The organism is Cupriavidus sp. MPR-AND1C, from assembly GCF_058809705.1.
Window position 1 is genome coordinate 1 of sequence record NZ_JBXASU010000014.1, and the last position, 24,250, is coordinate 24,250.

22 protein-coding genes, 1 tRNA gene and 1 other RNA gene are annotated in these 24,250 nt (G+C 65.0%); 15 read left to right on the plus strand and 9 right to left on the minus strand.

From position 1 onward, the window contains the following. The 3 genes from AC1RWI_RS10615 to AC1RWI_RS10625 all read left to right on the plus strand — a co-directional run. Positions 1-1,459, plus strand: a 1,459-nt coding sequence (locus tag AC1RWI_RS10615; RefSeq protein WP_492866227.1) for an NAD-dependent succinate-semialdehyde dehydrogenase, incomplete at its 5' end; no start/stop codon positions are given. Positions 1,460-1,505: 46 nt separating this feature from the next. Next, complete coding sequence (gene hpaI, locus AC1RWI_RS10620) at positions 1,506-2,309, plus strand: 4-hydroxy-2-oxoheptanedioate aldolase (protein WP_043354412.1); 804 nt, start codon at positions 1,506-1,508, stop codon at positions 2,307-2,309. A 123-nt stretch (positions 2,310-2,432) separates the two neighbouring features. Continuing rightward, the gene (locus AC1RWI_RS10625) at positions 2,433-3,833 is read left to right on the plus strand and encodes an FAD-binding oxidoreductase (RefSeq protein ID WP_492866356.1); all 1,401 of its coding nucleotides are present in this window, start codon (positions 2,433-2,435) and stop codon (positions 3,831-3,833) included. 161 nt (positions 3,834-3,994) lie between these two features. Here the strand turns inward: AC1RWI_RS10625 and AC1RWI_RS10630 are convergent, their stop codons facing one another. Next, the gene (locus AC1RWI_RS10630; RefSeq protein WP_492866229.1) at positions 3,995-5,314 is read right to left on the minus strand and encodes an MFS transporter; all 1,320 of its coding nucleotides are present in this window, start codon (positions 5,312-5,314) and stop codon (positions 3,995-3,997) included. Here AC1RWI_RS10630 and AC1RWI_RS10635 point away from each other — a divergent pair. From AC1RWI_RS10635 to AC1RWI_RS10675, 9 genes are all read left to right on the plus strand, one after another. Next, positions 5,231-6,043: an aminotransferase-like domain-containing protein gene (locus AC1RWI_RS10635; RefSeq protein WP_492866358.1), complete on the plus strand. Its 813-nt coding sequence runs from the start codon at positions 5,231-5,233 to the stop codon at positions 6,041-6,043. The genes AC1RWI_RS10630 and AC1RWI_RS10635 overlap by 84 nt on opposite strands. Before the next feature lie 13 nt (positions 6,044-6,056). Further along, on the plus strand, positions 6,057-6,695 hold the full coding sequence (locus AC1RWI_RS10640; RefSeq protein WP_492866231.1) for a DUF1697 domain-containing protein: 639 nt from the start codon (positions 6,057-6,059) through the stop codon (positions 6,693-6,695). A 38-nt stretch (positions 6,696-6,733) separates the two neighbouring features. Beyond that, the gene (locus AC1RWI_RS10645) at positions 6,734-7,327 is read left to right on the plus strand and encodes a thioredoxin domain-containing protein (protein WP_492866233.1); all 594 of its coding nucleotides are present in this window, start codon (positions 6,734-6,736) and stop codon (positions 7,325-7,327) included. 69 nt (positions 7,328-7,396) lie between these two features. Then, positions 7,397-8,206, plus strand: coding sequence for a YbaY family lipoprotein (locus AC1RWI_RS10650; RefSeq protein ID WP_492866235.1), 810 nt, complete (start codon positions 7,397-7,399; stop codon positions 8,204-8,206). 116 nt (positions 8,207-8,322) lie between these two features. Next, complete coding sequence (locus AC1RWI_RS10655; protein ID WP_043354404.1) at positions 8,323-8,634, plus strand: hypothetical protein; 312 nt, start codon at positions 8,323-8,325, stop codon at positions 8,632-8,634. A gap of 538 nt (positions 8,635-9,172) precedes the next feature. Continuing rightward, on the plus strand, positions 9,173-9,625 hold the full coding sequence (locus tag AC1RWI_RS10660) for a hypothetical protein (protein ID WP_043354402.1): 453 nt from the start codon (positions 9,173-9,175) through the stop codon (positions 9,623-9,625). A gap of 163 nt (positions 9,626-9,788) precedes the next feature. Beyond that, positions 9,789-11,678, plus strand: a complete 1,890-nt coding sequence (locus tag AC1RWI_RS10665) for a Fic family protein (RefSeq protein ID WP_492866237.1) — start codon at positions 9,789-9,791, stop codon at positions 11,676-11,678. Positions 11,679-11,820: 142 nt separating this feature from the next. Then, positions 11,821-12,195 carry a DUF2946 domain-containing protein gene (locus AC1RWI_RS10670; RefSeq protein ID WP_492866239.1) on the plus strand — a complete coding sequence of 125 codons (375 nt, stop codon included), beginning with the start codon at positions 11,821-11,823 and terminating at the stop codon, positions 12,193-12,195. An 84-nt stretch (positions 12,196-12,279) separates the two neighbouring features. Then, positions 12,280-14,598, plus strand: coding sequence for a TonB-dependent receptor (locus AC1RWI_RS10675; RefSeq protein WP_492866241.1), 2,319 nt, complete (start codon positions 12,280-12,282; stop codon positions 14,596-14,598). A 150-nt stretch (positions 14,599-14,748) separates the two neighbouring features. Here the strand turns inward: AC1RWI_RS10675 and ssrA are convergent. Both ssrA and AC1RWI_RS10685 read right to left on the minus strand, forming a co-directional pair. Then, positions 14,749-15,107: a transfer-messenger RNA gene (gene ssrA, locus AC1RWI_RS10680) on the minus strand. Positions 15,108-15,282: 175 nt separating this feature from the next. Then, entirely contained in the window at positions 15,283-16,185 is a 903-nt protein-coding gene (locus AC1RWI_RS10685) for a LysR family transcriptional regulator (RefSeq protein ID WP_492866243.1), read from the minus strand. 149 nt (positions 16,186-16,334) lie between these two features. Here AC1RWI_RS10685 and AC1RWI_RS10690 point away from each other — a divergent pair, with 149 nt between their 5' ends. Continuing rightward, entirely contained in the window at positions 16,335-17,510 is a 1,176-nt protein-coding gene (locus tag AC1RWI_RS10690) for a serine hydrolase domain-containing protein (protein WP_492866245.1), read from the plus strand. Between the two features lie 135 nt (positions 17,511-17,645). On the opposite strand, the gene AC1RWI_RS10695 is transcribed toward AC1RWI_RS10690, so the two are convergent. Continuing rightward, positions 17,646-18,452: a 5'-3' exonuclease gene (locus AC1RWI_RS10695; RefSeq protein ID WP_043354389.1), complete on the minus strand. Its 807-nt coding sequence runs from the start codon at positions 18,450-18,452 to the stop codon at positions 17,646-17,648. A gap of 166 nt (positions 18,453-18,618) precedes the next feature. Here AC1RWI_RS10695 and AC1RWI_RS10700 point away from each other — a divergent pair, with 166 nt between their 5' ends. Next, positions 18,619-18,858 (plus strand): hypothetical protein, encoded by a 240-nt coding sequence (locus AC1RWI_RS10700; protein WP_043354387.1) that lies wholly within the window; start codon positions 18,619-18,621, stop codon positions 18,856-18,858. 269 nt (positions 18,859-19,127) lie between these two features. Next, positions 19,128-19,203, plus strand: a tRNA-Met gene (locus AC1RWI_RS10705). 235 nt (positions 19,204-19,438) lie between these two features. On the opposite strand, the gene AC1RWI_RS10710 is transcribed toward AC1RWI_RS10705, so the two are convergent. The 5 genes from AC1RWI_RS10710 to AC1RWI_RS10730 all read right to left on the minus strand — a co-directional run bounded on the left by AC1RWI_RS10710 (position 19,439) and on the right by AC1RWI_RS10730 (position 24,168). Continuing rightward, the gene (locus AC1RWI_RS10710) at positions 19,439-20,383 is read right to left on the minus strand and encodes an SMP-30/gluconolactonase/LRE family protein (protein ID WP_043354386.1); all 945 of its coding nucleotides are present in this window, start codon (positions 20,381-20,383) and stop codon (positions 19,439-19,441) included. A 3-nt stretch (positions 20,384-20,386) separates the two neighbouring features. Continuing rightward, complete coding sequence (locus AC1RWI_RS10715) at positions 20,387-21,370, minus strand: Bug family tripartite tricarboxylate transporter substrate binding protein (protein WP_492866248.1); 984 nt, start codon at positions 21,368-21,370, stop codon at positions 20,387-20,389. Between the two features lie 89 nt (positions 21,371-21,459). Next, the gene (locus AC1RWI_RS10720) at positions 21,460-22,395 is read right to left on the minus strand and encodes an NAD(P)-dependent oxidoreductase (protein ID WP_043354382.1); all 936 of its coding nucleotides are present in this window, start codon (positions 22,393-22,395) and stop codon (positions 21,460-21,462) included. Continuing rightward, positions 22,392-23,075, minus strand: a complete 684-nt coding sequence (locus tag AC1RWI_RS10725; RefSeq protein WP_492866250.1) for an RraA family protein — start codon at positions 23,073-23,075, stop codon at positions 22,392-22,394. The genes AC1RWI_RS10720 and AC1RWI_RS10725 overlap by 4 nt, the downstream gene beginning before the upstream one ends. 118 nt (positions 23,076-23,193) lie before the next feature. Beyond that, the gene (locus AC1RWI_RS10730; RefSeq protein WP_043354379.1) at positions 23,194-24,168 is read right to left on the minus strand and encodes a Bug family tripartite tricarboxylate transporter substrate binding protein; all 975 of its coding nucleotides are present in this window, start codon (positions 24,166-24,168) and stop codon (positions 23,194-23,196) included. Positions 24,169-24,250 lie beyond the last annotated feature (82 nt).

Here is a 24,250-nt window from a genome sequence, read left to right on the forward strand (position 1 = left end):
CCACCCAGCCCTGCTCCGCACCAGCAACCTGATCGGCCAAGCGTGGTCAGCCGCCCACACCGGCCACCGCCTGGATGTCACCAACCCTGCCACCAACACCGTCTTCGCCTGCGTGCCCGACAGCGACGCCCGGGACGCCAGCCAGGCAACCGATGCCGCAGCGACAGCCTTCCCAGCCTGGAGCCGCCGCACCGCGCGCGACCGCGCGCAGATCATCAAGCGCTGGCACGCCCTGATCCTCGAACACCAGGAAGACCTGGCCCGGATCATCTCCACCGAACAGGGCAAGCCCATCAAGGAGGCCCGCGGCGAAGTGCTGTACGGCGCCTCCTACGTAGAGTGGTTCGCAGAGGAAGCCACCCGCATCAGCGGCGAGATCGTCGCCGAGTCCGTCCCCGGGCGCAAGATGCTGGTGCTCAAGGAACCGGTTGGCGTGGTAGCCGCCATCACGCCGTGGAACTTCCCGCTCGCCATGATCGCGCGCAAGATCGCGCCCGCGCTGGCCGCCGGCTGCACCGTGGTGGCCAAGCCGGCGGAAGACACGCCGCTGACCGCGCTGGCGCTGGTCTACCTGGCACAGCAAGCCGGCCTGCCCGCCGGTGTACTGAACATCGTCACCGCCTCGCGCGCCAAAACACCCGCCGTGGTCGATGCCTGGCTGGCCGATAGCCGCGTGCGCAAGATCACCTTCACCGGCTCCACCCCGGTGGGCAAGCACCTGGCCCGCGAATCCGCCGGCACGCTGAAGAAGCTGTCGCTGGAGCTCGGTGGCAATGCGCCGTTCATCGTGTTCGACGACGCGGACATCGATGCCGCCGTCGATGGGCTGATGGCCTCCAAGTTCCGCAACGGGGGCCAGACCTGCGTCTGCCCGAACCGCGTCTATGTACAGGCTGGCGTGCACGACTATTTCGTCGCACGCCTGTCGCAGCGGGTGGCCGCGCTGCAGGTCGGGCCTGCCACCGAGGACGCATCGCAGATCGGCCCCATGATCAACGCGCGCGCCGTGGAAAAGATCGCCCGCCATGTGGCGGACGCCGTCGCCAAGGGCGCCGTGGTGATGACCGGCGGCGAACGCGTGCGCCTGGCAGACGGCCCGCATTACTACGCGCCCACGGTGCTCACCAACGCCACGCCGCAAATGGCGCTGTCGTGCGAGGAAACGTTTGGCCCGGTAGCCGCCGTGTTCCGATTCACCGATGAAGCCGAGGTGATCCGCGACGCCAACGACACGCCCTTCGGCCTGGCCGCCTACTTCTACTCCAATGACGTGCGCCGCATCTGGCGCGTGGCGCAGGCGCTGGAAACGGGCATTGTCGGCGTCAATGAAGGGGCCATCGCCTCGGAGGCCGCGCCCTTCGGCGGCGTCAAGGAATCCGGCTACGGGCGCGAGGGCTCGCGCCACGGGCTGGACGACTACATGCACACCAAATATATTTGCCAGGGCCTGCTCGGCTAAGACCCGGCGGCATCCCACCCACGCCCACGACATTCTTCGGAACACCATGCCCGCACAAAACGCATTCAAGGCCGCGCTGGCGGCCAGCCAGCCCCAGATCGGCCTGTGGCTCTCGATGGCATCGCCTTATCTCGCCGAAGTCTCGGCCACGGCCGGCTTCGACTGGCTGCTGATCGACGGCGAGCACGCGCCCAACGACCTGCGCGGCACGCTAAATGCGCTGCAGGCGATCGCCCCGTACCGCTCACAACCGGTGGTGCGCTGCGTGGCCGGCGAAGTCCCGCTGATCAAGCAGTTGCTGGATATCGGCGCGAAGAACCTGCTGGTGCCCATGGTGGATACCGCCGAGCAAGCCGCCGCGCTGGTATGCGCCACCCGCTACCCGCCGCAGGGCATTCGCGGTGTGGGCAGCGCCGTGGGCCGTGCCTCGCAATGGAGCGCACGCGCCGATTACCTGGATGTGGCCGACGATGAGATCTGCCTGCTGGTGCAGGCCGAAACCGTGAAGGCCCTGGCAAACCTGGATGCCATCTGCGCTGTCGACGGCGTCGACGGCGTCTTTATCGGCCCCGCCGACCTGGCCGCCTCCATGGGCCATCGCGGCAATCCGGGCCACCCCGAGGTGCAGGCCGCCATCGAAGGCGCCATGCGCACCATCGCCGCCAGCGGCAAGGCCGCGGGCACGCTGACATCCGACCCCAAGCTGGCGCGCCGCTACCTGGATCTGGGCTGCACCTTCGTGGCGACAGGCGTGGATGTGCTGCTCTATGCCAGCGCGGCACGCCGGCTGGCCGCGGACTTCATCGGCACCGGCACCGCGCCCGCGGCAGGGCCATCTGCCGCATACTGATGCCCGCCACCGCAATCGCAATCGCAATCGCAGAACACGACAAAGCACGCCAACATGCCGACTGATTCCCACACCGCCCCTGCCACCAGCCCCACCAGCGCCACCAACGCCACCCTGGCCGCGATGCAAGCCATCGTCGGCGCCGGCGCCTGCCTGAGCGGCGACGCCGACACCGAGTCCTACGTCACGGACTACCGCCGCATCTACCGCGGCAAGGCCCAGGTGGTGGTCATGCCCTCCACGACCGAACAGGTCAGCCAGGTCATGGCCTGGTGCCACGCGCATGATGTGCCGGTGGTGCCGCAAGGCGGCAATACCTCGCTGATGGGCGGCGCGGTGCCCGACGACAGCGGCACCGCGGTGCTGCTCAGCCTGGGCCGCATGAACCGCGTGCTGGCCGTGGACACCATCAACGACACCATGACGGTGCAGGCCGGCGTCACGCTCAACGCGGCCCGTACCGCCGCCGAGCAGGAGCAGCGCCTGTTTGCGCTGCGCATCGGCTCGGAAGGTTCCTGCCAGATTGGCGGCAACCTGGCCACCAACGCAGGCGGCACCGCCGTGCTGCGCTACGGCAATATGCGCGACCTGGTGCTGGGCATCGAGGCCGTGCTGCCCGATGGCCGCATCTACTCGTCGCTGCGCGGCCTGCGCAAGGACAACACCGGCTACGACCTCAAGCAACTCTTCGTCGGCTCCGAAGGCACGCTCGGCATCATCACGGCGGCCGTGCTCAAGCTGATGCCGCAGCCGCGCGCCAATGCCGTGGCCTTCGTGGCCGTGCAAAGCCCCGAAGCCGCCGTGCGCCTGCTCGGCGTGGCCAAGCAGCATGGCGGCCAGGCTGTCACCGCGTTCGAGCTGATCTCGGCGCCCGCGCTGGAACTGGTGCTCGAATACCTGGGCGATGTGACCTCGCCGCTGCCCGCGCGCCACGACTGGATGGTGCTGATCGAGCTGACCTCCGGCGGCAGCGACGAAAGCCTCAACGCCACGCTGATGGAAATCCTCGAAGCCGGGCTGGCGCAGGAACTGGTGCTGGACGCCGCGGTGGCTGCCAGCCTGGCCGACGCCCAGCGCTTCTGGCGCATCCGCGAGGAAATCTCGGACGCGCAGACCCGTACCGGCGGCAGCATCAAGTGCGACGTGTCGGTGCCGTTGTCGCGCATCGCCGCGTTTATCGGCGACGCCTCGGCCAAGGTACTGGCACTGGAGCCCGCAGCGCGCATGGTGATCTACGGCCATATGGGCGACGGCAACGTGCACTTCAACCCGCTGCGCCCCAAGGACCGCAGCGCCGCGGACTTCCTCGGCCAGTGGTACGCACCGATCTCCGAGGCGGTGGACAACCTGGCCCACGCGGAGAACGGCTCGATCTCCGCCGAGCACGGCATTGGCGTAGCCAAGCGCGACGACCTGAAGCGCTACAAATCGCCGGTGGAGCTGGAGCTGATGTGGCAGGTCAAGCGGGCCCTGGATCCGAAGAACCTGCTCAATCCCGCCAAGATGCTGCCAAGGCTGGACTGACGCGCGCCGACGCAAAGCGAGAACCGGGGGCCCACCGCCATGCACTGGCACTTGCCGGTGCGGCACGCATTGCGGTGGTCGGCGCGAAGTTCTCGCGCGCCACTCCCCTTCCATAGACAGCAAGGCCGCGCAACGACGCCAGGATCTTTTTGAAATGGCCCCTAGATCGTCCGATATCTCCTGATAGACGATCGCAGCACCATCGACAGCGCGAGCAAAGCGGTCGCCACAAGGATTGCGCCGTCGAAGATCCAGAGGGCCGAATGCACGCCGACCCGATCCGCCAGCGCACCACTCGCGATGACCGGCACGCTGAATCCGAAATAGGCGAAGAGGAAATAGCCGGACGTTGCCCGAGCCCGGTTGGCGTCGGTGGAACAGGTTGAATTCGCGGCGAGGCCTGCGAGATAGGTAAAGCCGTAGCAAGCCGCGCTCGCGAGCATCGCGCCTGACAGCAGCAAGGGCAACGACGAGTAGACGACACCCGCGATCAATACGGTGAAACCGCAGGGTACGAGCAGCATGCCCAGGCGCAACGACCGCGCAGGCGATAGCTTGCGCGCCACGGGCTGGACAATGAGTCCGGTTGAAATCACGAAGAACGTGGAGAACCCCGTCCACGCATCGTGCCCATGCGCGGCGAGCGCCACCGGGACCAGCGCGATCACCATCCCGACAGTCGACCAGGCAATGAGAATCGCAACGCCATAGATGAGCGTCTGCCTGGGAAAGACGGGCATGCGAAGCCACGCCGACGAACGCGGGAACGACGGCTCCCGGATCATGGCGAGCAAAACCACCCCGCAAGCGGCGCAAAATAGGTAGGCACCGTAGGTCGCGGGGGTCTGTTGATACGGCGCCGCCAGCAGACAGAGGCCGGTCGCCAGCGCGCCGCAGCCGAAGCCCAGCGAGGTGGCGGCCGCGACGATGCGCGCGGCCCGCGCGGCCGCCGCTGGCCGCGGCCCGATCAATTCGACAAGGAACTGCGTGCCGCTTCCAGCCATCAGCCCGGTCGCGATGCCGCACAATCCGCGTGCCGCTGCTAGCGCCTCCAGCCGGGGCCACATCATCGGCAACGCGGTTGCCGCGGATGTCAGCAGCAGCGCGCCGATCAAAGGCAATTTCCGCCCTGCGCGATCCGATAGCCCGCCAAGGAAAACCAGCGTGGGCACCAATCCGGCCACGTAACAAGCAAAGGCAAGCGTCTGCGCCCCAGCGCCCATCTGGCTTGCCCGTGCGTAAGTCGTGTAAAGCGGCGCCTGCAGATTCACCGCACCGGTAATCAGGAACAGCGTCAGGGCCACCACCCGGACGGGCCAGGGGAAAGCCTTGTCACGCGGCGTGATCTGGTTGCCGTGGAATCCCTGACTTACCCCGGTTTCAAGAGCGCCGCAAATCTGTTGGGCGTCCCCCTGGTCGGCGTTCCGATCGACGACGATGGCATCATGCCGGACGCGCTTGACGCGGCTTGCCGCAAGCATGCAGGCCGGGGGCGCATCGTCTACACCATGCCCACGGTTCACAACCCCACCGGGGGCGTGATGCCACTCGCGCGCAGGCTCGCCTTGATCGAGGTCGCGCGTCGCCACGACTTGCTACTGGTCGATGACAGCGTGTACGGCTTTCTCGAAGCTTCTCCTCCGCCAACGCTGCGCAGCCTGGCGCCAGATTGCGTGATCGAAATTCACAGCCTGTCGAAGAGCGCGGCCCCCGGGTTGCGAGTGGGCTATATGGTCGCGCCCGAGCGGTTCAGGGAACGGCTCCACGAGGGACTTCGCGCCACCGTGTGGTCCGCAAGCGCCATGACAGCCGCACTGGCCACAGCATGGATGCGGGATGGCACACTGGCGCACTGGATCGTGGCAAAGCGCGACGAGGCGCGATTGCGGCAAGCGCTCGCGCGGCGCATCCTCGGGGCGTGGCCCATCAAGGCGCACCACACCAGCTTCCATCTTCTGCTCGACCTGCCGAAACGCTGGAGACCCGATGACCTCGTTTTCGCGTTGGCACGGCAGGGCGTGACAATCCCCCCCCTGGCCGCCTTTGCCGCGCCCGATGTGCCGGCAAGCCGTACGATAAGAATCGCCATGGCGGCGCCTGCCACAATCCGGCAACTGGAGGCCGGGCTCGTGGCCGTGGCGCAGACGTTGAACGGACCACGCCAGCGTGACGCGTTGCAGACGGCCAGGAACGCACGCCCCAGCCCTTGACGCGGGCCTCGATGTGATAGCGCTCGGTCAGCCGGGCCACTATGGTTGGCTCCTACATGGAAGCGACGCAGTCTATACTTGGCGTTTAGCAGCCGAGACATTCACGATGGCGTCGAACCATGAAGACAAGATCATTCTGTTGCGCGGTGTGATGCCGACGGGAAAGAACAAGGTGCTCATGGCACCGCTGCGCGCGGCCCTGGAAGAAGCGGGGCTGCGCAACGTGAGAACCTACATCCAGAGCGGCAACGTCATGGCTTCCACGAACCTGAACCAGTCCGCCATCGAGGATCTGGTTCACGATGTCATCAAGGAACGGTTTGGCGGCGATATCAAGGTCCTGGCAAGGTCGGCGCCGTACTTCAACGAAGCGATGGAGAACAACCCGTTCAAGGGCGCCGATCCCGCCAAGCTCTATTTCACGCTGCTTGCGTCCGGGCCTGAAGATGCGTTGCTCGAAGCGTTCCATGCGCTTGGACATGCGCCAGACCAGGTGCAGGTGGTCGGCGACATGGCGTATGTCTTGTGCGCCACGAAATACAGTGACCTGAAGGCCAACAACAATTTCATCGAGAGAAAGCTCAAGGTGGCCGCGACGACTCGCAATTTCAATACGATCTCGAAGCTCATTGCGCTCGGTGCTATCGGCTGACGGCTATCTTGCTGAATCCTACTTGAAACGATATCCATATGAAAAGAACGTTACTGCTGCCGATCTGCGCAGCGCTCATCGTCCAGATTTATGGTTGTGGAGAGAAAGCCAAAGTCGATGCGAATCCCGCGCCGTCTGGCGTCGTCCAGCAACCGGCTGTCACGCTGTCGATCGAGTCCGTGGCAAGCAACACGCACGGGTTCAATGCCGGCAATGTGCTCAGCGCCAGGAAGATCTATATCTTCTTTGATCCGCAGTGCCCCCATTGCGGTGAGCTCTGGAAGGCAGCGAAGCCACTGCTGTCGTCCGCGCATTTCATCTGGATCCCAATCGGACTGCTGACCCCGGAAAAATCCGCGCAGCAGGGCGCCTACCTGCTCGGTAGCCAGAACGCCGTCAGGGAAATGGACAATCATGAAGCCTTGCTCGATGCTCGCAAAGGCGGGCTTGAGGTCTCCGCCGCGCAGACCCCGGAAAATGCCGTGAGCCAGGTCAAGGCCAACACCGAGTACTTTCTACGCTTGAAGCTGGACAGCGTGCCATTTGCCGTATATCAGGGCCCTGGGGGCGAGATGTTGACGTTTTCGGGGGCGCTGACTACCGATGCACTCAAAGAGCGGCTTGGCATATAGTCAGCCGTTGTTTCCCAGCCTGGCAAACTACCTGATCGCGATGGCGCGAACGCTTCACGATTGCACCCAATGAACCTGAGAACGGACAAGACCATGTGGAAGAACCCCGCACGCCAAACCCTTGCCGCATTCGCTGCCACCCTGGCGTTACCTGCGCTGGCCGGTATCGTGACGGGCACGGCGACCTATCGCGAGCGTATCGCGCTGCCTCCCGATGCCGTGTTCGAAGTCACGCTGCAAGATGTGTCGCGCGCTGGCGCGCCAGCCCTGGTTATCGGCCGGTCCACGCTGGATCCGGCGGGCCAGCCGCCCTTCCATTTCGGGGTTGCCTACCAGGACCAGGCGATCGAGCCTGGCCATCGATACGCCGTGCGGGCGGTGATCCGGCAGCATGGCCGGTTGCTGTTTACCACCGACACGCATGTCCCGGCGCTGGACGGCAACAACGCGCCGCTCCAGTTGCGGCTGGTATCGGCTTCCAGGGGCGAGGGGAAGGCATCGGAGAAGCCAACGGCACAGGTGCCTGACAGCCCGTTGCGCGGGACCTACTGGAAGCTCACGCGGCTGGGCGATGCGCCGGTCAGCGTGGCGGAGCGCCAGCGCGAACCGCACCTGATCCTCGCCACGAACGAAGCGCGGCTGTCAGGCAACGGCGGCTGTAACAGCCTGATGGGCGGCTATGAAGCCGATGGCGACCAGCTTCGCTTCAAAGGCCTGGCCGGCACCATGATGGCCTGCGCGCAGGGCATGGCCCAGGAAACGCAGTTCCTGCACGCTCTGGAAACGGTACGGCGCTACCGCATTACGGGCCGCCAGCTCGACCTGCTCGGCGCCGGCGATGCCGTGGTGGCGAGCTTCAAGGCGGTAGCGCTGCGGTAGAAGAGCGCTGTCCATCGAAAAGTTCGGATTCGTTAAATATTGCTGAATTTACAATTTTTGACGATTTACCGACAGAAAATTGGGTAGATTGCTGAATTCCGGCCGATGCGCAAGTCATGGGCGGTACGCTCAATGCCCACATACGCATGGATCCCACTCTTTACTTCGTTCTCGTTGTTCCTATTTTTGCAGGTATCCTCGCCGGCTTTCTGATCAAAGGGGCGGCCCATCCAATCATCGAATCCATTGGTCTGTCTGCAGTGTGTGCGAGCCTCCCTGTTCTTTGGTGCGTGACACCGAACTGGGCACACTCCGGCGGCTGGGATCTCGGCGACTTGTGGCCCGTGATTTTTCTGGGCATCTTCGTGCCGATGAGCGTGACGTCTGTCCTGACCGGCTGGTTTATCCGGCGTGCGTCCCGGGGGTAACTTCCGTGCTCCCGGCAATTTCCGGGAGTTGCACACCCTGACGCAGCGCGATCCATTGCTCGCCCGAGTGTTGCCATGCAGGACTCACGCTGAAGTCCAGGCCTGGCTTGCGCGCAGGTGACTGCGGCCGCCTCGCAGCGGATACGGGCCTGACCGGTGCTGGGCGCGCTGCGCGACCTGCCGCGCGCCGTGGTGGCGACGGACGATGAGGTCGACCGGATGATTGGCGGCCAGCGCACTAGCCACTGATCGGCGCCCCCCCCGCCGAGAACCATCAAGAAAACGCCCCTTTTTGCAGACAAGCCACACAGCCCAGGGGTAAAGTGCATCTTTCGCCGCGTGTTACCACGCCACGTGCCGCTCGCATCACCCATCACCCCGTCAACCGGATCGGCGGATTGCCGTCGTGGGCGGTAGCGCTCAGCTCTCACTCAAACAAGCTTTCCGGCCTGCTTTCCGACCTGTTACCTGTTACCTGTTACCTGTTACCTGTTACCTGTTACCTGTTACCTGTTACCTGTTACTCCGGAGCGTGACAATGAATCCAGATTCCGATTCAATTTTTTCCAACCTCGACAAGGCGGCCGCGGAGGCTCGAGCACAGGGTGACAAATGGATTGTTATCGATCGCATCTACGAACACCTGGATGCGCTCGAAAGCCAAGACTATCAAGATGTCCTGGCGCGCATATTGGCCCTGATCGAAACGTATCCCGAGCTGGATTATGGTGGCCCTGGCCCCTTCGGGTCGCTGATTGAGCGCCAGCCCGTGGGCGCCTATGCAGCGCAGTTGCTGGCGTCGCTAAAGCGGCAGCCGAGCACGCAAGTGGTAGCGTTCCTGGACCGCATGATGCGCATGGACGAAGCCGAGCGCGAGGCGCAAGGCGGCCCAACCGTTGCGGCCTTCGTGGATGCGCTTGACGCGGTGCTGCGACATCCCGCCGCGAACGACGATTGCAGAGAGTTTGCACGGATGTGCCTGACGCCGTGAGGGGAAAGAACAGGATTTGATTGCGAGAAATGTGCGCCGGATTGATCGAAACCGGGGCGGCCGCTGAGACTGCGTCTGCCGACACCCTCCAGCAATAGCTGAGGAAAAAGCATAATTCCTCGAACTGCAACCCGGGGCATTGGCCGCTTTCGAGCCAGGTTTCGTGGCGCACGTAGCTCCGGCCGTGCACTCTTGCCTCGTCTTACCGGGCGGCCCGCGCAAGGAATGTGGGATCGGCACCGCCGAACATGGAAATTCCCCGCGCTTCGAGTCGCCGCCCCGACTCGCCCCGACGGATCACAAAGTCGGCCGCGCCCTGCTCTGCTCGATTCGTCACGAACCCTTGTTTCGCTGCCCACAGGCTCACGTCCTGCTTCTGGATCGCTTCAGCTCAGCAATTGCCATGCTGGCGGCACCGCTGTCTGGCGCGAGCGCCAGGACCTGCTGTTCGGAAAGCTGCATATCTGCTACGCGGGCTCATTGCGAAAAATGCCTTATAGATCATATTAATACAGCTTTTTTGCCGTTGGACGCCAGAATGACCCAGATCCGTGCGGTGGCGCGGTTTCGGTCATCGCGCCACAATCGCGCCACAATCGCGCCATCGAAATGGCGCGATTGGAAAAATCGCGCCACAATCGCGCCACCGACTGAACCGAACGCCCAACCTCCCATGTCCGCAGACCACGAAATACTGAAGAGCATTCAAGCCTCCCCGGCCGGACTGACTCTGGCGGAATTACTGGCGGCTCACCCCTTGGTGGCGCGCCGGACAGCGCAACGCTGGCTAAGCCAATGGGTCGATGCGGGCATCATCTGTCCGGCAGGCAAAGGCCGCGCCCGCCGTTACCTTGTGGTGGGATCCGCAGCGCCAGCCGCCCTGGCCATCGAGCAAGACCGCTTCCCCGGGTTCATCCCACTGTCAGCCGACAGCCGGGATATCCTGGCATACATCGATCAACCGCCGCAGGCACGCAAGCCAGTCGGTTACCAGCACGATTTTCTTGACGCCTATCAGCCCAACGTCACCTGGTACCTGTCGGAATCGCTGCGCCGCCAGTTGCACAAGATGGGCAAGACCGCACAGGCTGACGCGCCCGCGGGCACATACAGCCGGGCCATCCTGAGCCGGCTGCTGATCGATCTGTCTTGGGCGTCGAGCCATCTGGAAGGGAATACCTATTCCCGGCTCGATACCCTCGAGTTGATCGAGCATGGCAAGGCTGCGCAAGGCAAGCCGGCCATCGAAACCCAGATGATCCTCAACCACAAGACCGCCATCGAGTTGTTGGTGGAGAACATCGGGACAGCCAGGTTCGATCGCTACATGCTGATGAACCTGCATAGCGCCTTGTCGGAGAACCTGTTACCCAACCCGACCGATGAAGGCCGGATCCGGCAACATGCCGTGGACATCGGCAAAAGCGTGTATCGGCCGCTATCGGCGCCTCAACAGCTCGACGAGGCACTGGATAACCTGCTGGACAAAGCGAATCGCATTACCGACCCTTTCGAGCAATCCTTCTTCGTGATGGTGCACCTGCCTTACCTGCAACCGTTCGCGGACATCAACAAGCGGACCTCGCGGCTGGCCGCCAATTTGCCGCTCTTCCGCGCAAACCTATGTCCGCTTACCTTTCTTGATGTACCCGATCACGCTTACAGCCGGGCCATCCTCGGCTTGTATGAAATGACACGCGTGGAATTGCTGCGCGATCTTTACGTCTGGTCCTACGAGCGATCGACGCAAGAGTACCTGGCCATCAAGCAAGCCCTGGCGGAACCGGACCCGGCACGCCTGGCCTGGCGTGAACTGATCAAGCAGACCATCCGCGAAGTGGTAACCCATCCCGGCCAGGATGCGCTCTCGCTGATTCACCTGGCCGTCATGGCCAATGTGCCGCAAGCCGAGCGCAGCAATGTACAGGCGCTGATCGTGGAGGAGCTGCGGCGGCTGCACGAGGGTGTGCTGGCCAGGTACGGTCTGCGGCCGTCCGAGTTCGCCGCCTGGCAAACGGCGCATTCGGCGCAACCGGCGAGGCCAGCTCAATGAGCGGAACCCTACGATTTCGCTGCTTGACGGCCATACCCCGCCCATCCCCAGGTCCTTGCCTGTGTCAAAATGACGCGCAGCCTGCCTGATCGCACCTCGGCTTGGCTGGGGTAGACTGCGCCGCGCCCGCTCGCCTATAACAATGACGCTTATCCGCCGCATCCGCTTGACCGCATGGCTTGGCCTGATCGCTATGTGGCTCATCGTGCTTGCGCCGGCAGTCAGCCAGTTCGTGGCCGCGGCCCAGGCCAGCGATCCCGAAGCCGTCATCTGCTCGGTCGCCCACCCGGGCGATGCGCCGCATGACATGCCGGGCAGCTCGCTGAACGCCTGCGGCTATTGCGATCTGCTGGCGGACCATGTGCCGCTGCCTGCCCTTGCGCCCGCGGCGCTGTCGGCAATCCCGCTGCTGGTGGTCGCCACGCCGCATGTGCTGGTCACCCGCTTCACGCCACTCGGGGCCTTTCCTTCAGGACGCCCCAGGGACCCTCCGGCCCTACCTCAATCCAGTCTGTAAGCAACGCACGCCCTTTGGCGTGATCGTGGCGTCCGCACGCACCTGCGCGTGGGCGCCGGACAACGATTTGAGGTAGACCCAATCATGCGCACACTGCTGCCCCTAGTCATCCTTGGCACCATCGGCACGCTGGCCGAGGCCGCCGACGAACAGAGCCTGCCGGCGGTCCAGGTGACCGAGACCCGTTCGTTTGCCGAGAAGAACCAGTTGCCGCAGACCACCGGGAGCATCACTGGCGAACAAGCCGCGCAGGCCATCAACGTGATGGGCGCGGAAGATGCCCTGAAATACCTGCCCGACGTGCTGGTGCGCAAGCGCTTTATCGGCGACACCCAATCCCCGATGGCAACCCGTACCACCGGCATCAACGCCAGCGCGCGCAGCCTGATCTATGCCGACGGGGTCTTGCTGTCGACCCTGATCAACAACAACAACGGCAACGGCTCCCCGCAGTGGTTCATGGTGACGCCGCAATCGATCGACCGGGTCGACGTCATGTACGGCCCGTTCGCCGCGGCGTATCCAGGCAACTCCTACGGTGCCGTGACCGAGATCACCGCGCGCATGCCGAAGACGTTCGAGGGCAGCCTGGAAGTCACGGGCGCCATCCAGCAGTTCAGCAAATACGGCACCGACCAGAACGAGCCGGCGCAGCAGGTCGGCGCCACACTGGGGGACCGCACCGGAAAGTTCTCGTGGTGGTTCAGCGCGAACCACCTCAACAGCTTCAGCCAGCCGCTCAGCTTCGCCACGGTCGGCCAGTCGACGACCGCCGCCGCCGGCGCCGGCCTGCCGGTCATCTCGGGCGCGTACGCCGAGCGCAACCGGACCGGTGGCGCCATCCAGGTAATCGGCGCGGGCAATTTCATCCATACGCTGCAGGACGACGCCACCGTCAAGCTGGGCTACGATTTCACGCCGACGTTGAGCGCGGTCTACACGCTGGGCTATTGGCAGAACAGTTCGAAAGCGAGCGCGCAAACCTACCTGAGCACGGCATCCGGCTCGCCCTTCTACGGCGCGTCGGGCGGCAACGTCAATATCGGCGGATTCGCGTACAGCGCCAGCACCATCGCGGGCCAGTTTTCCAGCAACAACGTCGATCAGGAACACCTGATGCAGAGCCTGAAGGTCGGGACCCGGACGCAGGGGCTGTTCGACTGGGAGGCCATTGTCAGCAATTTCTACTATCTGCAGGATTCGAGCCGCTTGTCCACCGGGCTCTATCCGGCGGCGCTGACGGGTGGGCCGGGCCGGACCACCGACATGAGCGGCTCCGGCTGGTCCACCCTCGACGTCAAGGGCATCTGGCGGCCGCAGGGCATCGCCGGCGCGAACATCGTCAGCTTTGGCGCCCACTACGACCAGTTCAAGCTGAGCAGCCCGACCTACAGCACCACCAACTGGGTCTCCGGTGGCAATGGCGCGCTGTTCAGCACCTCGCAGGGCAAGACGCAGACCGGCGCGCTCTGGCTGCAGGACGTCTGGCGCATGACACCGAGCCTGCAGGCTACGCTGGGCGGCCGCTATGAGATGTGGCGCGCCCATGACGGGTTCAACTACGCCATTGGCAGCAACGGCGTGGGGGTGCCGATCCAGCAGCCCAGCCTGGACAAATCCGGCTTCTCCCCCAAGGCGTCGCTGACTTGGGAGGCCAGCCAGCTGTGGTCGGTGACCGGCTCGTTCGGCAAGGCGCTTCGCTTCCCGACGGTCGGCGAGCTCTACCAGAGCGTGCAGACCGGGACGACGTTCACCCAGGCCAATCCGTTCCTGCAACCGGAGCGCGTCCTGTCGGGCGAACTTGCCATTGAGCGCCACACCAGCGAGGGCAAGCTGCGCGTTTCCGCCTTCAGCGAGTACGTCAAGAACGCGCTGATCTCCCAGACCTCGACCATTGCCGGATTCGCCACGCCTGTCTCCTTTACGCAGAACGTGGGCAAGACACGGCAACTGGGGCTCGAGCTGGCCGGCCAGCAAGACCATGTGCTGATCAACGGCCTGACGCTCTCGGGCAACGTCACCTATGTCAACTCCCGGATTCTCTCGGACGACAGCTATGTGCCTACCACGCCCGGCGCGACGGCGGTCGGCAAGCGCGTGCCCTACGTGCCCACGTGGCGCGGCACGGTGGCGGCAACCTATCGGCCTGACAACAAATGGGCTTACACGCTGGCAGCGCGCTATAGCAGCCGCGTGTACGCGACGGTCGACAACACCGATATCAACCCCGCGACCTACCAGGGCTTCGAGAGCTTCTTCGTGATGGATGCGCGCGTGCACTACCAGCTAGACAAGCATTGGAGCGGTGCGCTGGGCGTGGACAACCTGAACAATCACAAGTACTTCCTGTTCCACCCCTTCCCGCAGCGCACGTTCTACCTGAGCCTGAAGTACACCCTTTGACATCGGTGGGGGAAAAGATACCTGGAGGCGATCTAAAAGTGTAGCAATCGGTACTTTTTGGAGTGACTCGAATCGCTACGCAAGCGCTCCATCGAACTGGACGAGTCACGCGATGAGCGCTCAACCACCCGCAAGGTGCCGACGCCAAAATGAACAAGGGCCCCCGAAGGAGCCCCTGTCAGTAACTTTTCTGTTTCGAGGTCAGTTACAACCCAAGGCGGCAATTAAGCGGCCAATGCGAACTTTTCGTCGTTAGCATTTACTTCGATTTAGTTTTAGCGTCTTCTCTGACGAGTTGCCTCACGACCCTATCTCCCCCTGTCGAAACCAGGTCAGGCCCATCAGAAGCGCACTACCCGTGCAATGTGCTTCTGGTGGACCTGGGCGGAATCGAACCGCCGTCCAGAAGGCCTTCAAGAAGAAGGTTTACAACCATTATTGGGAACCTTGCGGCCCCAACCTTCAAGATTTTACGCCTCTTGCCGGCGGCGTCAAGATGGGATTTGGCAACATCGCGCGCGGCTTGGTGCCGAATGCCGCGGGTGAACTGTTCGCCGCATTTTCCAAGCGCTCGCTACAGGACATCGAACGCGTGGCAGGCGCTATCCAGGCCTTGCGTGGCCTGCGCTACGCCAAGAGCAGAACGGCTACACGCGCTGGGGCGCGACGACGTTGATTCAACCCTCAGCGCGCAATGCCGCCGCCCGGAAACACCCGTTCGCCCAGGAAATCGATGAACACGCGCAACTTGGGCGACAGGTACCGGCTGGCCGGCCACAGCACGCGGAAGGTGCCGCTACGGTCCACGTAGTCATCCAGCACGGTGCGCAGCCGGCCGTCGGCCAGCGCCTCGCGGATGGCAAAGTCCGGCAAGCAGGCGATGCCGAGACCCTGCAGCGCAAAGCTCACACGGGTCTCGATGTTGTTGCAGATCATCGAGGTGGGCAGGTCCAACTCCGGATCAACGGCTGCGCGGCGCAGCGGCCACGCTTCCAGCTTGCCGCTGTTCGGGAAGCGGTATTGCAAGCAGGCGTGCACGGCCAGGTCCGCGGGCTGCATGGGCTCCCCGCGCTGCGCGAGATACGCCGGCGACGCCACCAGCAGGACCCGGAACGCGCCGAGGCACCGCGCCGATAGCCGGGAGTCGCCTGGCTCGCCGGTGCGCACCACGGCATCGAAACCCTCCTCGATCACGTCCACCATGCGGTCGGTGAAATCCAGGTCCAGCTCGATCTCCGGATACTGCCGCATGAAGTCGCCCAGCACCGGCAGCACCAGCGAACTCACCAGCGGCAGGCTGACGCGCAAGCGCCCGCGCGGCGCTTGCGCGGCGCGCGACAACTCCTGCTCCGCCGCCTCGATCTCGGCCAGGATGCGGCGGCTGCGCTCCAGGAACAGCGCGCCTTCCGCGGTCAGCGTGATACTGCGCGTGCTGCGGTGAAACAGCCGCGTGCCGAGCTTTTCTTCCAGCCTTGCCACGCTCTTGCCCACGGCCGACGCCGACACGCCCATCTGGCGGCCGGCCACCACGAAGCTGCGGGTCTCGGCAACCTGCACAAACACCGTAAAGCCACTCAGGCTGTCCATTGGCTTTCCCGCCATTCCAGGCGCCTTGATCTTCGATTACGGACAAAGCTGTCCGGATAACCAGGAACTCTAGCCTACTTTTTCCCGAGTCCAGTGTTTCTTATCGTTTGCTTGATCCCATTCCTGTCTTGCGACGAAGGAAAACACGCATGTCGTCCCCCTTGTCCGCCCTGCCCACCCTGTCCGCCCGCGTCGACGCGGTGATTGAACAAGCCCTTGCCGACCACCGCCTGGTCGGCGCCGTCGTGCTGGTTGCCCGCCACGGCGAAGTCATCCACCGCCGCGCCGCGGGCCTGGCCGACCGTGAGGCCGGCCGGCCCATGCGCACCGATACGCTGTTCCGCCTGGCGTCGGTATCCAAGCCCATCGTGTCGAGCGCAGCGATGGTGCTGGTGGCGCGGGGCCGCCTGGGGCTCGACGAGGCCGCGGCGCGCTGGCTGCCGGATTTCACGCCCCGCCTGGCCGACGGCAGCCCCGCCATCCTCACCGTGCGGCAACTGATGACCCATACCGCCGGACTGGGCTACCGCTTCTTCGAAGCCGACGAGCACGGGCCCTATGCCCGCGCCGGCGTCTCGGACGGCATGGACCAGCCGGGCATCACCCTTGCGGAGAACCTGCGCCGCATCGCCAGCGCTCCCTTGCTCTACAAGCCAGGCAGCGCCTGGGGCTATTCGCTGGCCACGGACGTGCTTGGCGCCGTGATCGAACGCGTTTGCGACGCGCCGCTGGCCGAAGCGGTGCACGCGCTGGTCACGGGTCCGCTGGGCATGAGCGACACCGGCTTTGCCGCGGCCGACGCCAGGCGGCTGGCCACCGCCTACGTCAACGACACGCCGGTGCCGCGCCGCATGCGCGCCCACGATGTGGTCCCCGTCGTCGACGGCACGGCTGGCATCCACTACGCGCCGGCGCGCGCATTGGACACCAGTGCCTTCCCCTCCGGCGGCGCCGGCATGATTGGCAGCGCCGGCGATTTCCTTCGCTTGCTGGAAGCCCTGCGCCAGGGCGGCGAGCCATTGATGCCCGCGGCCTGGGTGGATGAAATGGGCCGCAACCAGACCGGCGCATGGGGCCCGCCGGATGCGCCAGGCACCGGCTTCGGCCTGGGTTTCTCGGTGCTGCATGATCCGGCCGCGGCCGGCTCGCCGGAGTCGGCCGGCACCTGGCGCTGGGGCGGCGCCTACGGGCACTCGTGGTTCGTCGACCGCGCCCGGGGCCTGAGCGTGGCCGCGTTCACCAACACCCTGTATGAAGGCATGTCCGGCCGCTTCGTGACGGAATTGCGTGATGCCGTCTATGGGCACGAGTCGGCGATGCGATGAGCGATATGGCTGCCCAACTCCCCGCCGACCACCGGCTCGGGAATGCCGCAGGTTTTCAGGAGCGGCGTGACGGCGATCAGCGTGCGGCCGGGGCCGCCATTCCGCACCCCTATTCGGCGCCCCTATTCGGCGCCCCTACTCAGCCGTGTCCCCCACCCGCAGCATGTTCCACGTCAGGCCAAGCTGGGCATCGGTCTTCAGCGAGAGCAACTGGCGGGAGAGCCGGGCCAGGTGCGCCTGTTCCGCCAGGTTCTTGCCGACCACGCCTTTTTCCTCGGCGGCGTTGGCAAGCACGCCCTCCAGGTCCCCGTAGCGCTGCAAGAGCTTGGCCGCGGTCTTCGCCCCGACCTTCTCGACGCCGGGGATATCGTCCGTGCTATCCCCCAGCAGGGCGAGATAGTCGGCAAGCTGGTGGCTGCCCACGCCGAACTTGTCCATGACGTAGCGTTCATCGAACCAGGATGGCTCCCCGTTCTTCGCGGTGGCAAAGTGGTTGCGCACGATAGCGCCGTCCGCGATGAGCTGCAGCACGTCCTTGTCCGTGCTCACCGGGATCACTTGCCCCTCCTTGCTCGCGGTCCAGCGATAGAAGGCCGTGGCGATGATGTCGTCGGCCTCGTAGCCTTCGATCATGGCGGTCTGCAGCCCGAGCACTTCCGTCAGCGTCAGGCGGAAGTCAGGCAGAACCTCCGCCAGCTCCGGATCCATGGGCTTGCGGTGCTGGCGGTACTGGGGATACAGCGCGTGGCGCCAGGTCTTGCCGCCGGTATCGAACGCCGCCAGCGCGTGCGTCGGCTTGCATTCGGTCAGGGCACGGCGGAACGAGGCCAGCGCCGAGAGTACGGCGCCTTCGACCTTGGCCGGAATGTCCTCAGCCGGGTTGGCTTCGTAGACCCGGCGCAGGATGTTCAGGCCGTCGATCAGCAGTAAAGTGTGCTTCATTGTTCTTGCGATTCTTGCAATTCTTGCGATGCGTGCGATCAGACCCTCTATTTTGACGTGCGAAGCCCGTCGCGCAACCTTTTCGGTCGGGAGGATCAGCAAGAATGCGGGGTTGCGCCGGCGGTCCGCCTCGTCTAGTCTGAGCAGACTCAACCTACGCCCGGAAATGAACAACAATCACGACACTCGCCAGGCAGTAATCGACGCCCTGCAAAAGACGGGCACCCCAATGGATGCATATCAGGTCGCGAAGGCCACGGGCGTCAGCCCGATCCAAGCGGCGCGGACACTCACGAAGCTCGCCGCGAAAGGCGTCGTGCAGACCGACGCCCAGCTTGGCGCCGAGGCCGACTTGTCCGCGCAGTTCCGCCTGGCTCCGGTGCCGAAGGATGCCGCCGGAGGGTAAGCGCGAAGGTGGTTGCTGCCAGGCCGGCGCCAGGATCCGGAACATGTGCGCCGCCGAGCCCACGGGCGATCGTGTCCGCGGATGCTGCGCGCATGGCGAATACGTTACCCGGCGACGTGGCCGGCCAGCGGCCGGGTACCCGGCAAAGCGCGGATGCCATGCTCATTTTTGCGGCAACAGCATTGATTCTGGCAATGCGCCGAGACCATTTCTGGAAATAATCCCAATCAGGACTATCCATGGCGCACCAACCCGCGTATATTTCGGCCCGCGGGGTGGAGCAGTTGGCAGCTCGTCGGGCTCATAACCCGAAGGTCGCAGGTTCAAGTCCTGCCCCCGCAACCAGATCCTGAAAAGCCCGTACGGTTCACGCCGCACGGGCTTTTTGCATTGCCGGGGCCGGGCCCTCAAGCCAAGCCGAAGGGCCCGACCAGGTTGATGGCTGCCGTTCTTGAACACGCAATGCGCGTGCAGTGACAGGCGCGGGCCGCGGATCGGCGACGGCGTCAGCGGCTTCGGCACCGCCAGTTCCACCGCCGGGTTGCCCGCCTGCAAGCAAGCCTGGTGTCGACAATCCAGTTCAGCCGCTTGCTTTGTCCCCCGTCGCATTCCTGCTTGGGCCGATCGGCAGCCCCGCCACATCCATCTCGATGCGCAGGATGTCACCCGCCGTGGAGTCCGTCACGAACAGCGTCTTGCCAGCCGCGCCGCCAAAGGCGAGATTGGTCAGGGAATGCCCGGCGGGGCCACGCAGCACCTGCAGCGGCTCGGCGCGGTGGTTCAGCACCCAGACATAGCCCAGCCCCGGGTTCGCCACCAGCAGCCGGCCGCAGGCATCCATGGCCAGCCCGTCCGGGCCGCTCGGGCCGTATGACGTAAAGAACTGGCCCGCCTTGGAGACGCCGCCATCGGCAAGGATCGGCATGCGCCAGACGCAGTTGCCGCGGGTCACCGCCACGAACAGGAACTTCTCGTCGGGGGACAGCACGATGCCGTTGGGGCTGGGCACATTGGACAGCAGCAGCTCCAGCCGGCCAGCGGCACTCAGCCGATAGACGCGGCCGGTAGGATCGTGCAGCCCGGTCTGCCCCTGGTCCGTGAAGTAGATGTTCCCTTGCGTATCGATGGTGAGGTCGTTGACGCCCTTGAAGCTCTCGGTATTGCGGCGGGCCAGATACGGTCTGGCGCTGCCGCTGCGCACGTCGACGAGCATCAGCCCGTTGCGGTAGTCCGTGACCAGCAGTTCGTGCGCGTTGAGAAACTTCATGCCGTTGGGCTCGCCGTCCCATTGCGCCACCATTTCCCAGTCGCCCTTCGGGTCAATACGAAAGATGCGGCCATAAGGGATGTCGGTGACGTAGAGATTGCCGGCGCCATCAAACACGGGCCCCTCCAGGAAGGCATCGATCTCGCGCCCGCCCTGGTTGGCATCGGCCCAGACCGTGCGCCTGGGCTGGCGATAGCGTGCGGGCATGCGGGTGAACGGATCCAGTTCGCGGACTTCCGGGGCGTTCAGCAGGAACATGGCTTATTGCCTCTCAAACGCGGTATTGGCCGCCACCTTGCCCCAGAACGCCGTGCGCTCGGCAAGCTGCCTGGAGAATGCGGAGGCATCCCAATAGCCCGGCTCCGCGCCAATGCCTTCGGCAAAGGTCTTCATGTCCTGGGAGGCCATGGCCGCGGCCACTTCCTTTTGAAGCCGTTCCAGTACCTTCGGCGGCGTGCCCTTGGGCGCCCACAGGCCGGTGAAGTTGACCACGCCATAGCCCATGACCCCTGCCTCGGCAAAGGTCGGCACATTGGGCAGCGCGGCAAGGCGCTTGTCACCGCTGACCGCCAGCAGGCGCAGGCTGCCGCCTTTGACTTGCCCGATCAGGCCGGGCGTGGAGGCGATCTGGTAGTCGACGGTGCCGCCGAGCAACGCCAGCGTGGCCTCGCCCGCGCCCTTGAACGGCACATGCATGAAGTGCACACCCGTCGCCACGCCCAGGGCCTCGCTGGCGAAATGCGGCGTGGTGCCGGCGCCGCCGGAGCCATAGCTCACCTTGCCGTCGCCCGCGCGCGCGGCGGCGATCAGGTCGCTCATGGTCTTGTATCTGGCGTCGGCCTTGACCGCCACGGCCATCGGCGCGAACACGAAGGCGGCCACGGGCTGCAGGTCGTTGGCGTAGTTGAACGGCAGCTTCTTGAAGATGTGCGGCAGCAGCGAGTACGTGGTGTCGTTGGCGAGCAGCGTGTAGCCGTCGGCCGGGGCGCGGGCGACTTGCGTGGTACCGATGGTGCCGGTGGCGCCGGCCTTGTTCTCAACGACGAAGCTCTGGCCGGTTTGCTCGCTGAGGCGCTGGGCCATCTTGCGGGTGACTGCATCGACGGCGCCGCCCGGGGGGTAAGGGACGACGATTCTGACGGGCTTTTCAGGCCATGTCTGTGCGTGCACCGACATGGCGATGAAGGCGATCGCTGCCAGCGCGCATCGGCGCGGAACCGATGCGCGGGTTGATCTGGTGTTCATGGTTGTCTCCTGCTGTTTGTTTCCTGGGGCCAAACGCGCTTTCGTGCGTCTTGCCCGGCTGTCGTCGCCGTGCGCGACGTTGGCCCTGCTCAGCCGGCTACGCTCAACGCGGCCAGCACGCCTAGCGTATTCTGCGCCGCCGCCACGCCCATATTCACGTAAGCAGCGCTGGTCACGCCACCAATATGCGGGCTGAGCAGAAAGCCAGGCTGGCCGTGGAAGATGTGCGGCACCGTCATTGGCTCGACTGCGAAGCTGTCCAGCCCCGCCACGGCCACTTGCCCTGACTGCACCGCGGCCAGCAACGCAGGTTCGTCGATCAGCCCGCCACGCGCGGTGTTGACCAGGATCACGCCCTGCTTGCACTGGGCCAGCGTTTGCGCGTTGATCATCGCCCTGTTCCCGGGGGTCAGCGGGCAGTGCAGCGAGATCGCATCGGCTTCGCGCCAGATCGCGTCCAGGTCCACCGGCTCGATGTAGCCGGGCAGATCGGCGGCGAACGGATCGAAGCCGATCACGCGCATGCCCATCGCATCGCACATCCTGGCAAATCGCCGTCCAATGGCGCCGAGGCCGATCAGGCCAATGGTGCGGCCCGCCAGCTCGACGCTTTTGTGCGTGGCCTTGTCCCAATGGCCGGCATGCATGCGTTCGTTGAGCTGCACCAAGGATTTGGCGCAGCCCAGCAACAGGGCCATGGCCTGTTCCGCCACCGCGGCCGCGTTGGCGCCAACCGCAGCCGTGACCGCGATGCCGCGCGCGGCGGCGGCGGGCTTGTCGATGGTGTCGGTGCCGCTGCCGTGCTTGGAGATGACCTTCAGGGCCGGCGCGGCGTCCATGATCTCCGGCGTCACGGCGCCGTAGCGCACGATGATGCCGACCGGGTTGTGGCGCTGCGCCAGCGCCACCAGATCGGCGGCCTGGGGCGTCTTGCCGGCGTAGACGATCTCAAAATCGCCGAGCAGTGCCTCGGCTTGCGGCGCGAGGTCGGCCGCGGTGACCAGGATGGCTGGCTTGGTGCTCACAGCGTCTCTCCCTCTTTCAGCACGCCGGCGGTGACGAGCGAAGCGAGCAGCCACGGGGCGCTGGTCTTGCCTTCCTTGATCTGCGCGATGCGGCGGGCCTCGGCGGCTTCCTTGTGCTCGGCGAGCGGCAGCAGCGATGCGATCTTTTCACGCTCGACCACCACCAGGCCATCGGCGTCGCCGCAGATGAAGTCGCCAGGGTGCACGGTGACGCCACCGACCGAGACCGGGTGGCCGATGCGCCCGCCCACTTCCTTGGTCGGGCCGTTGGGATTGGTGCCCACCGAGAACACAGGGTAATCCATTTCGTCGATCTCCAGGCTGTCGCGCACCGCGCCGTCGATCACCACGCCGGCGATGCCGCGCTGGCGGCATGCATTCATCATGATGGTGCCCATCAGCGCGCTGCTCTGGTCACCCTTGCCGTCGATCACCAGCACGTCGCCGGGCTGCGCCAACGCCATCGCGGCATGGATCATCAGGTTGTCGCCGGGGCGCACTTCCACGGTGAAGGCGGTGCCGGCCAGCTTCATATGCGGGCGCAGTGCCCTGATGCGGCCGTGCAGCGCGCCGCGGCGGCCAGCCACGTCGGCCAGGATCGCGGGCTGGAATTTCGCGGCCTGGGCGACGATGTCGGCGGGTACGCGGTCGAAGGATTTGACGATGTTGGGCAGGCTCATGGCATGACTCCTTGGATTCGGGAATGGCAACGGGTAGGTGCGTACGCGGGTAAGCGGGTAAGCGCGTAAGCACGTAAGCACGTAAGCGGGTAGAGAGGGATGGCGACGGATGCGGGAATCAGTCGACCTGTGCGCCGGATGCCTTGACGGCGGCCGACCAGCGCACGGTGTCCTTCTTCATCAGGGCGCCGAACTGCTCGGGGGTGCCGCCCAATACGTCGGCGCCCTGGTCGCTCAGCTTCTTCCTCAGTTCAGGCACCTGCAGCGCCTTGTTGAACTCGGCATTCAGGCTCGCCACAATGTCCTTGGGCGTGGCGGCGGGCGCCACGAAGCCGAACCACGTCACGGCCTCAAACCCGCCGTAGCCGGACTCGGCGATGGTGGGCACGTTGGGCAGGTCGCCCATGCGCGTGGCCGAGGTGACAGCCAGCGCGCGCATCTTGCCGTTGCGGATATGGCCGATCAGCGTCGGCACCGACGACAGGTACAACTGCACCTGCCCGCCGATCAGGTCGTTGACGGCCTGGGCCGCGCCCTTGTATGGCACGTGAGTGAGCTTGATGCCGGCCGCCTTCTGGAACAGCTCGCTGGTCAGGTGCGCCACCGTGCCGTTGCCCGGCGAGGCCATGTTGATGGTGCCCGGATGCGCCTTGCTGGCAGCCACCACATCGGCCAGCGTCTTGTAGGGCGAATCCACGTTGGTCACCAGCACCAGGGGCGCGCTGGCGACCAGGCCCACCGGCGTAAGGTCCTTCGCCACGTTGTAGGGCAGCTTGCGGTAGAGCGTGGGGTTGATGGCCAGGTTGCTGGTCTGGCCCAGCACGATGGTGTAACCATCGCCGCTGGCCTTGGCCGCGGCATCCACGCCGAGGTTGCCGCCGGAGCCCGGCTTGTTGTCCACCACGAAGCGCCAGCCGCGCGCCATCGCCACCTTGTTGGTGACCTCGCGGGCAATGATGTCCGTGCCGCCGCCGGCCGGGAACGGCACGATCACGCGGATGGGCTTGGCGGGATAGGTTTGAGCCTGCGCCAGGGCCGAAATGGCCAGGGCGCAAAGGATGGCGGTGGTCAGGCCGCGGCGCAGCAGCGTCATTGCTTGTCTCCAGATCTCGTTGATTGTTGGATTTGTTGGAACGGATTCTGGATGGTCGTTGCACGTAGTACAATACAGTTTC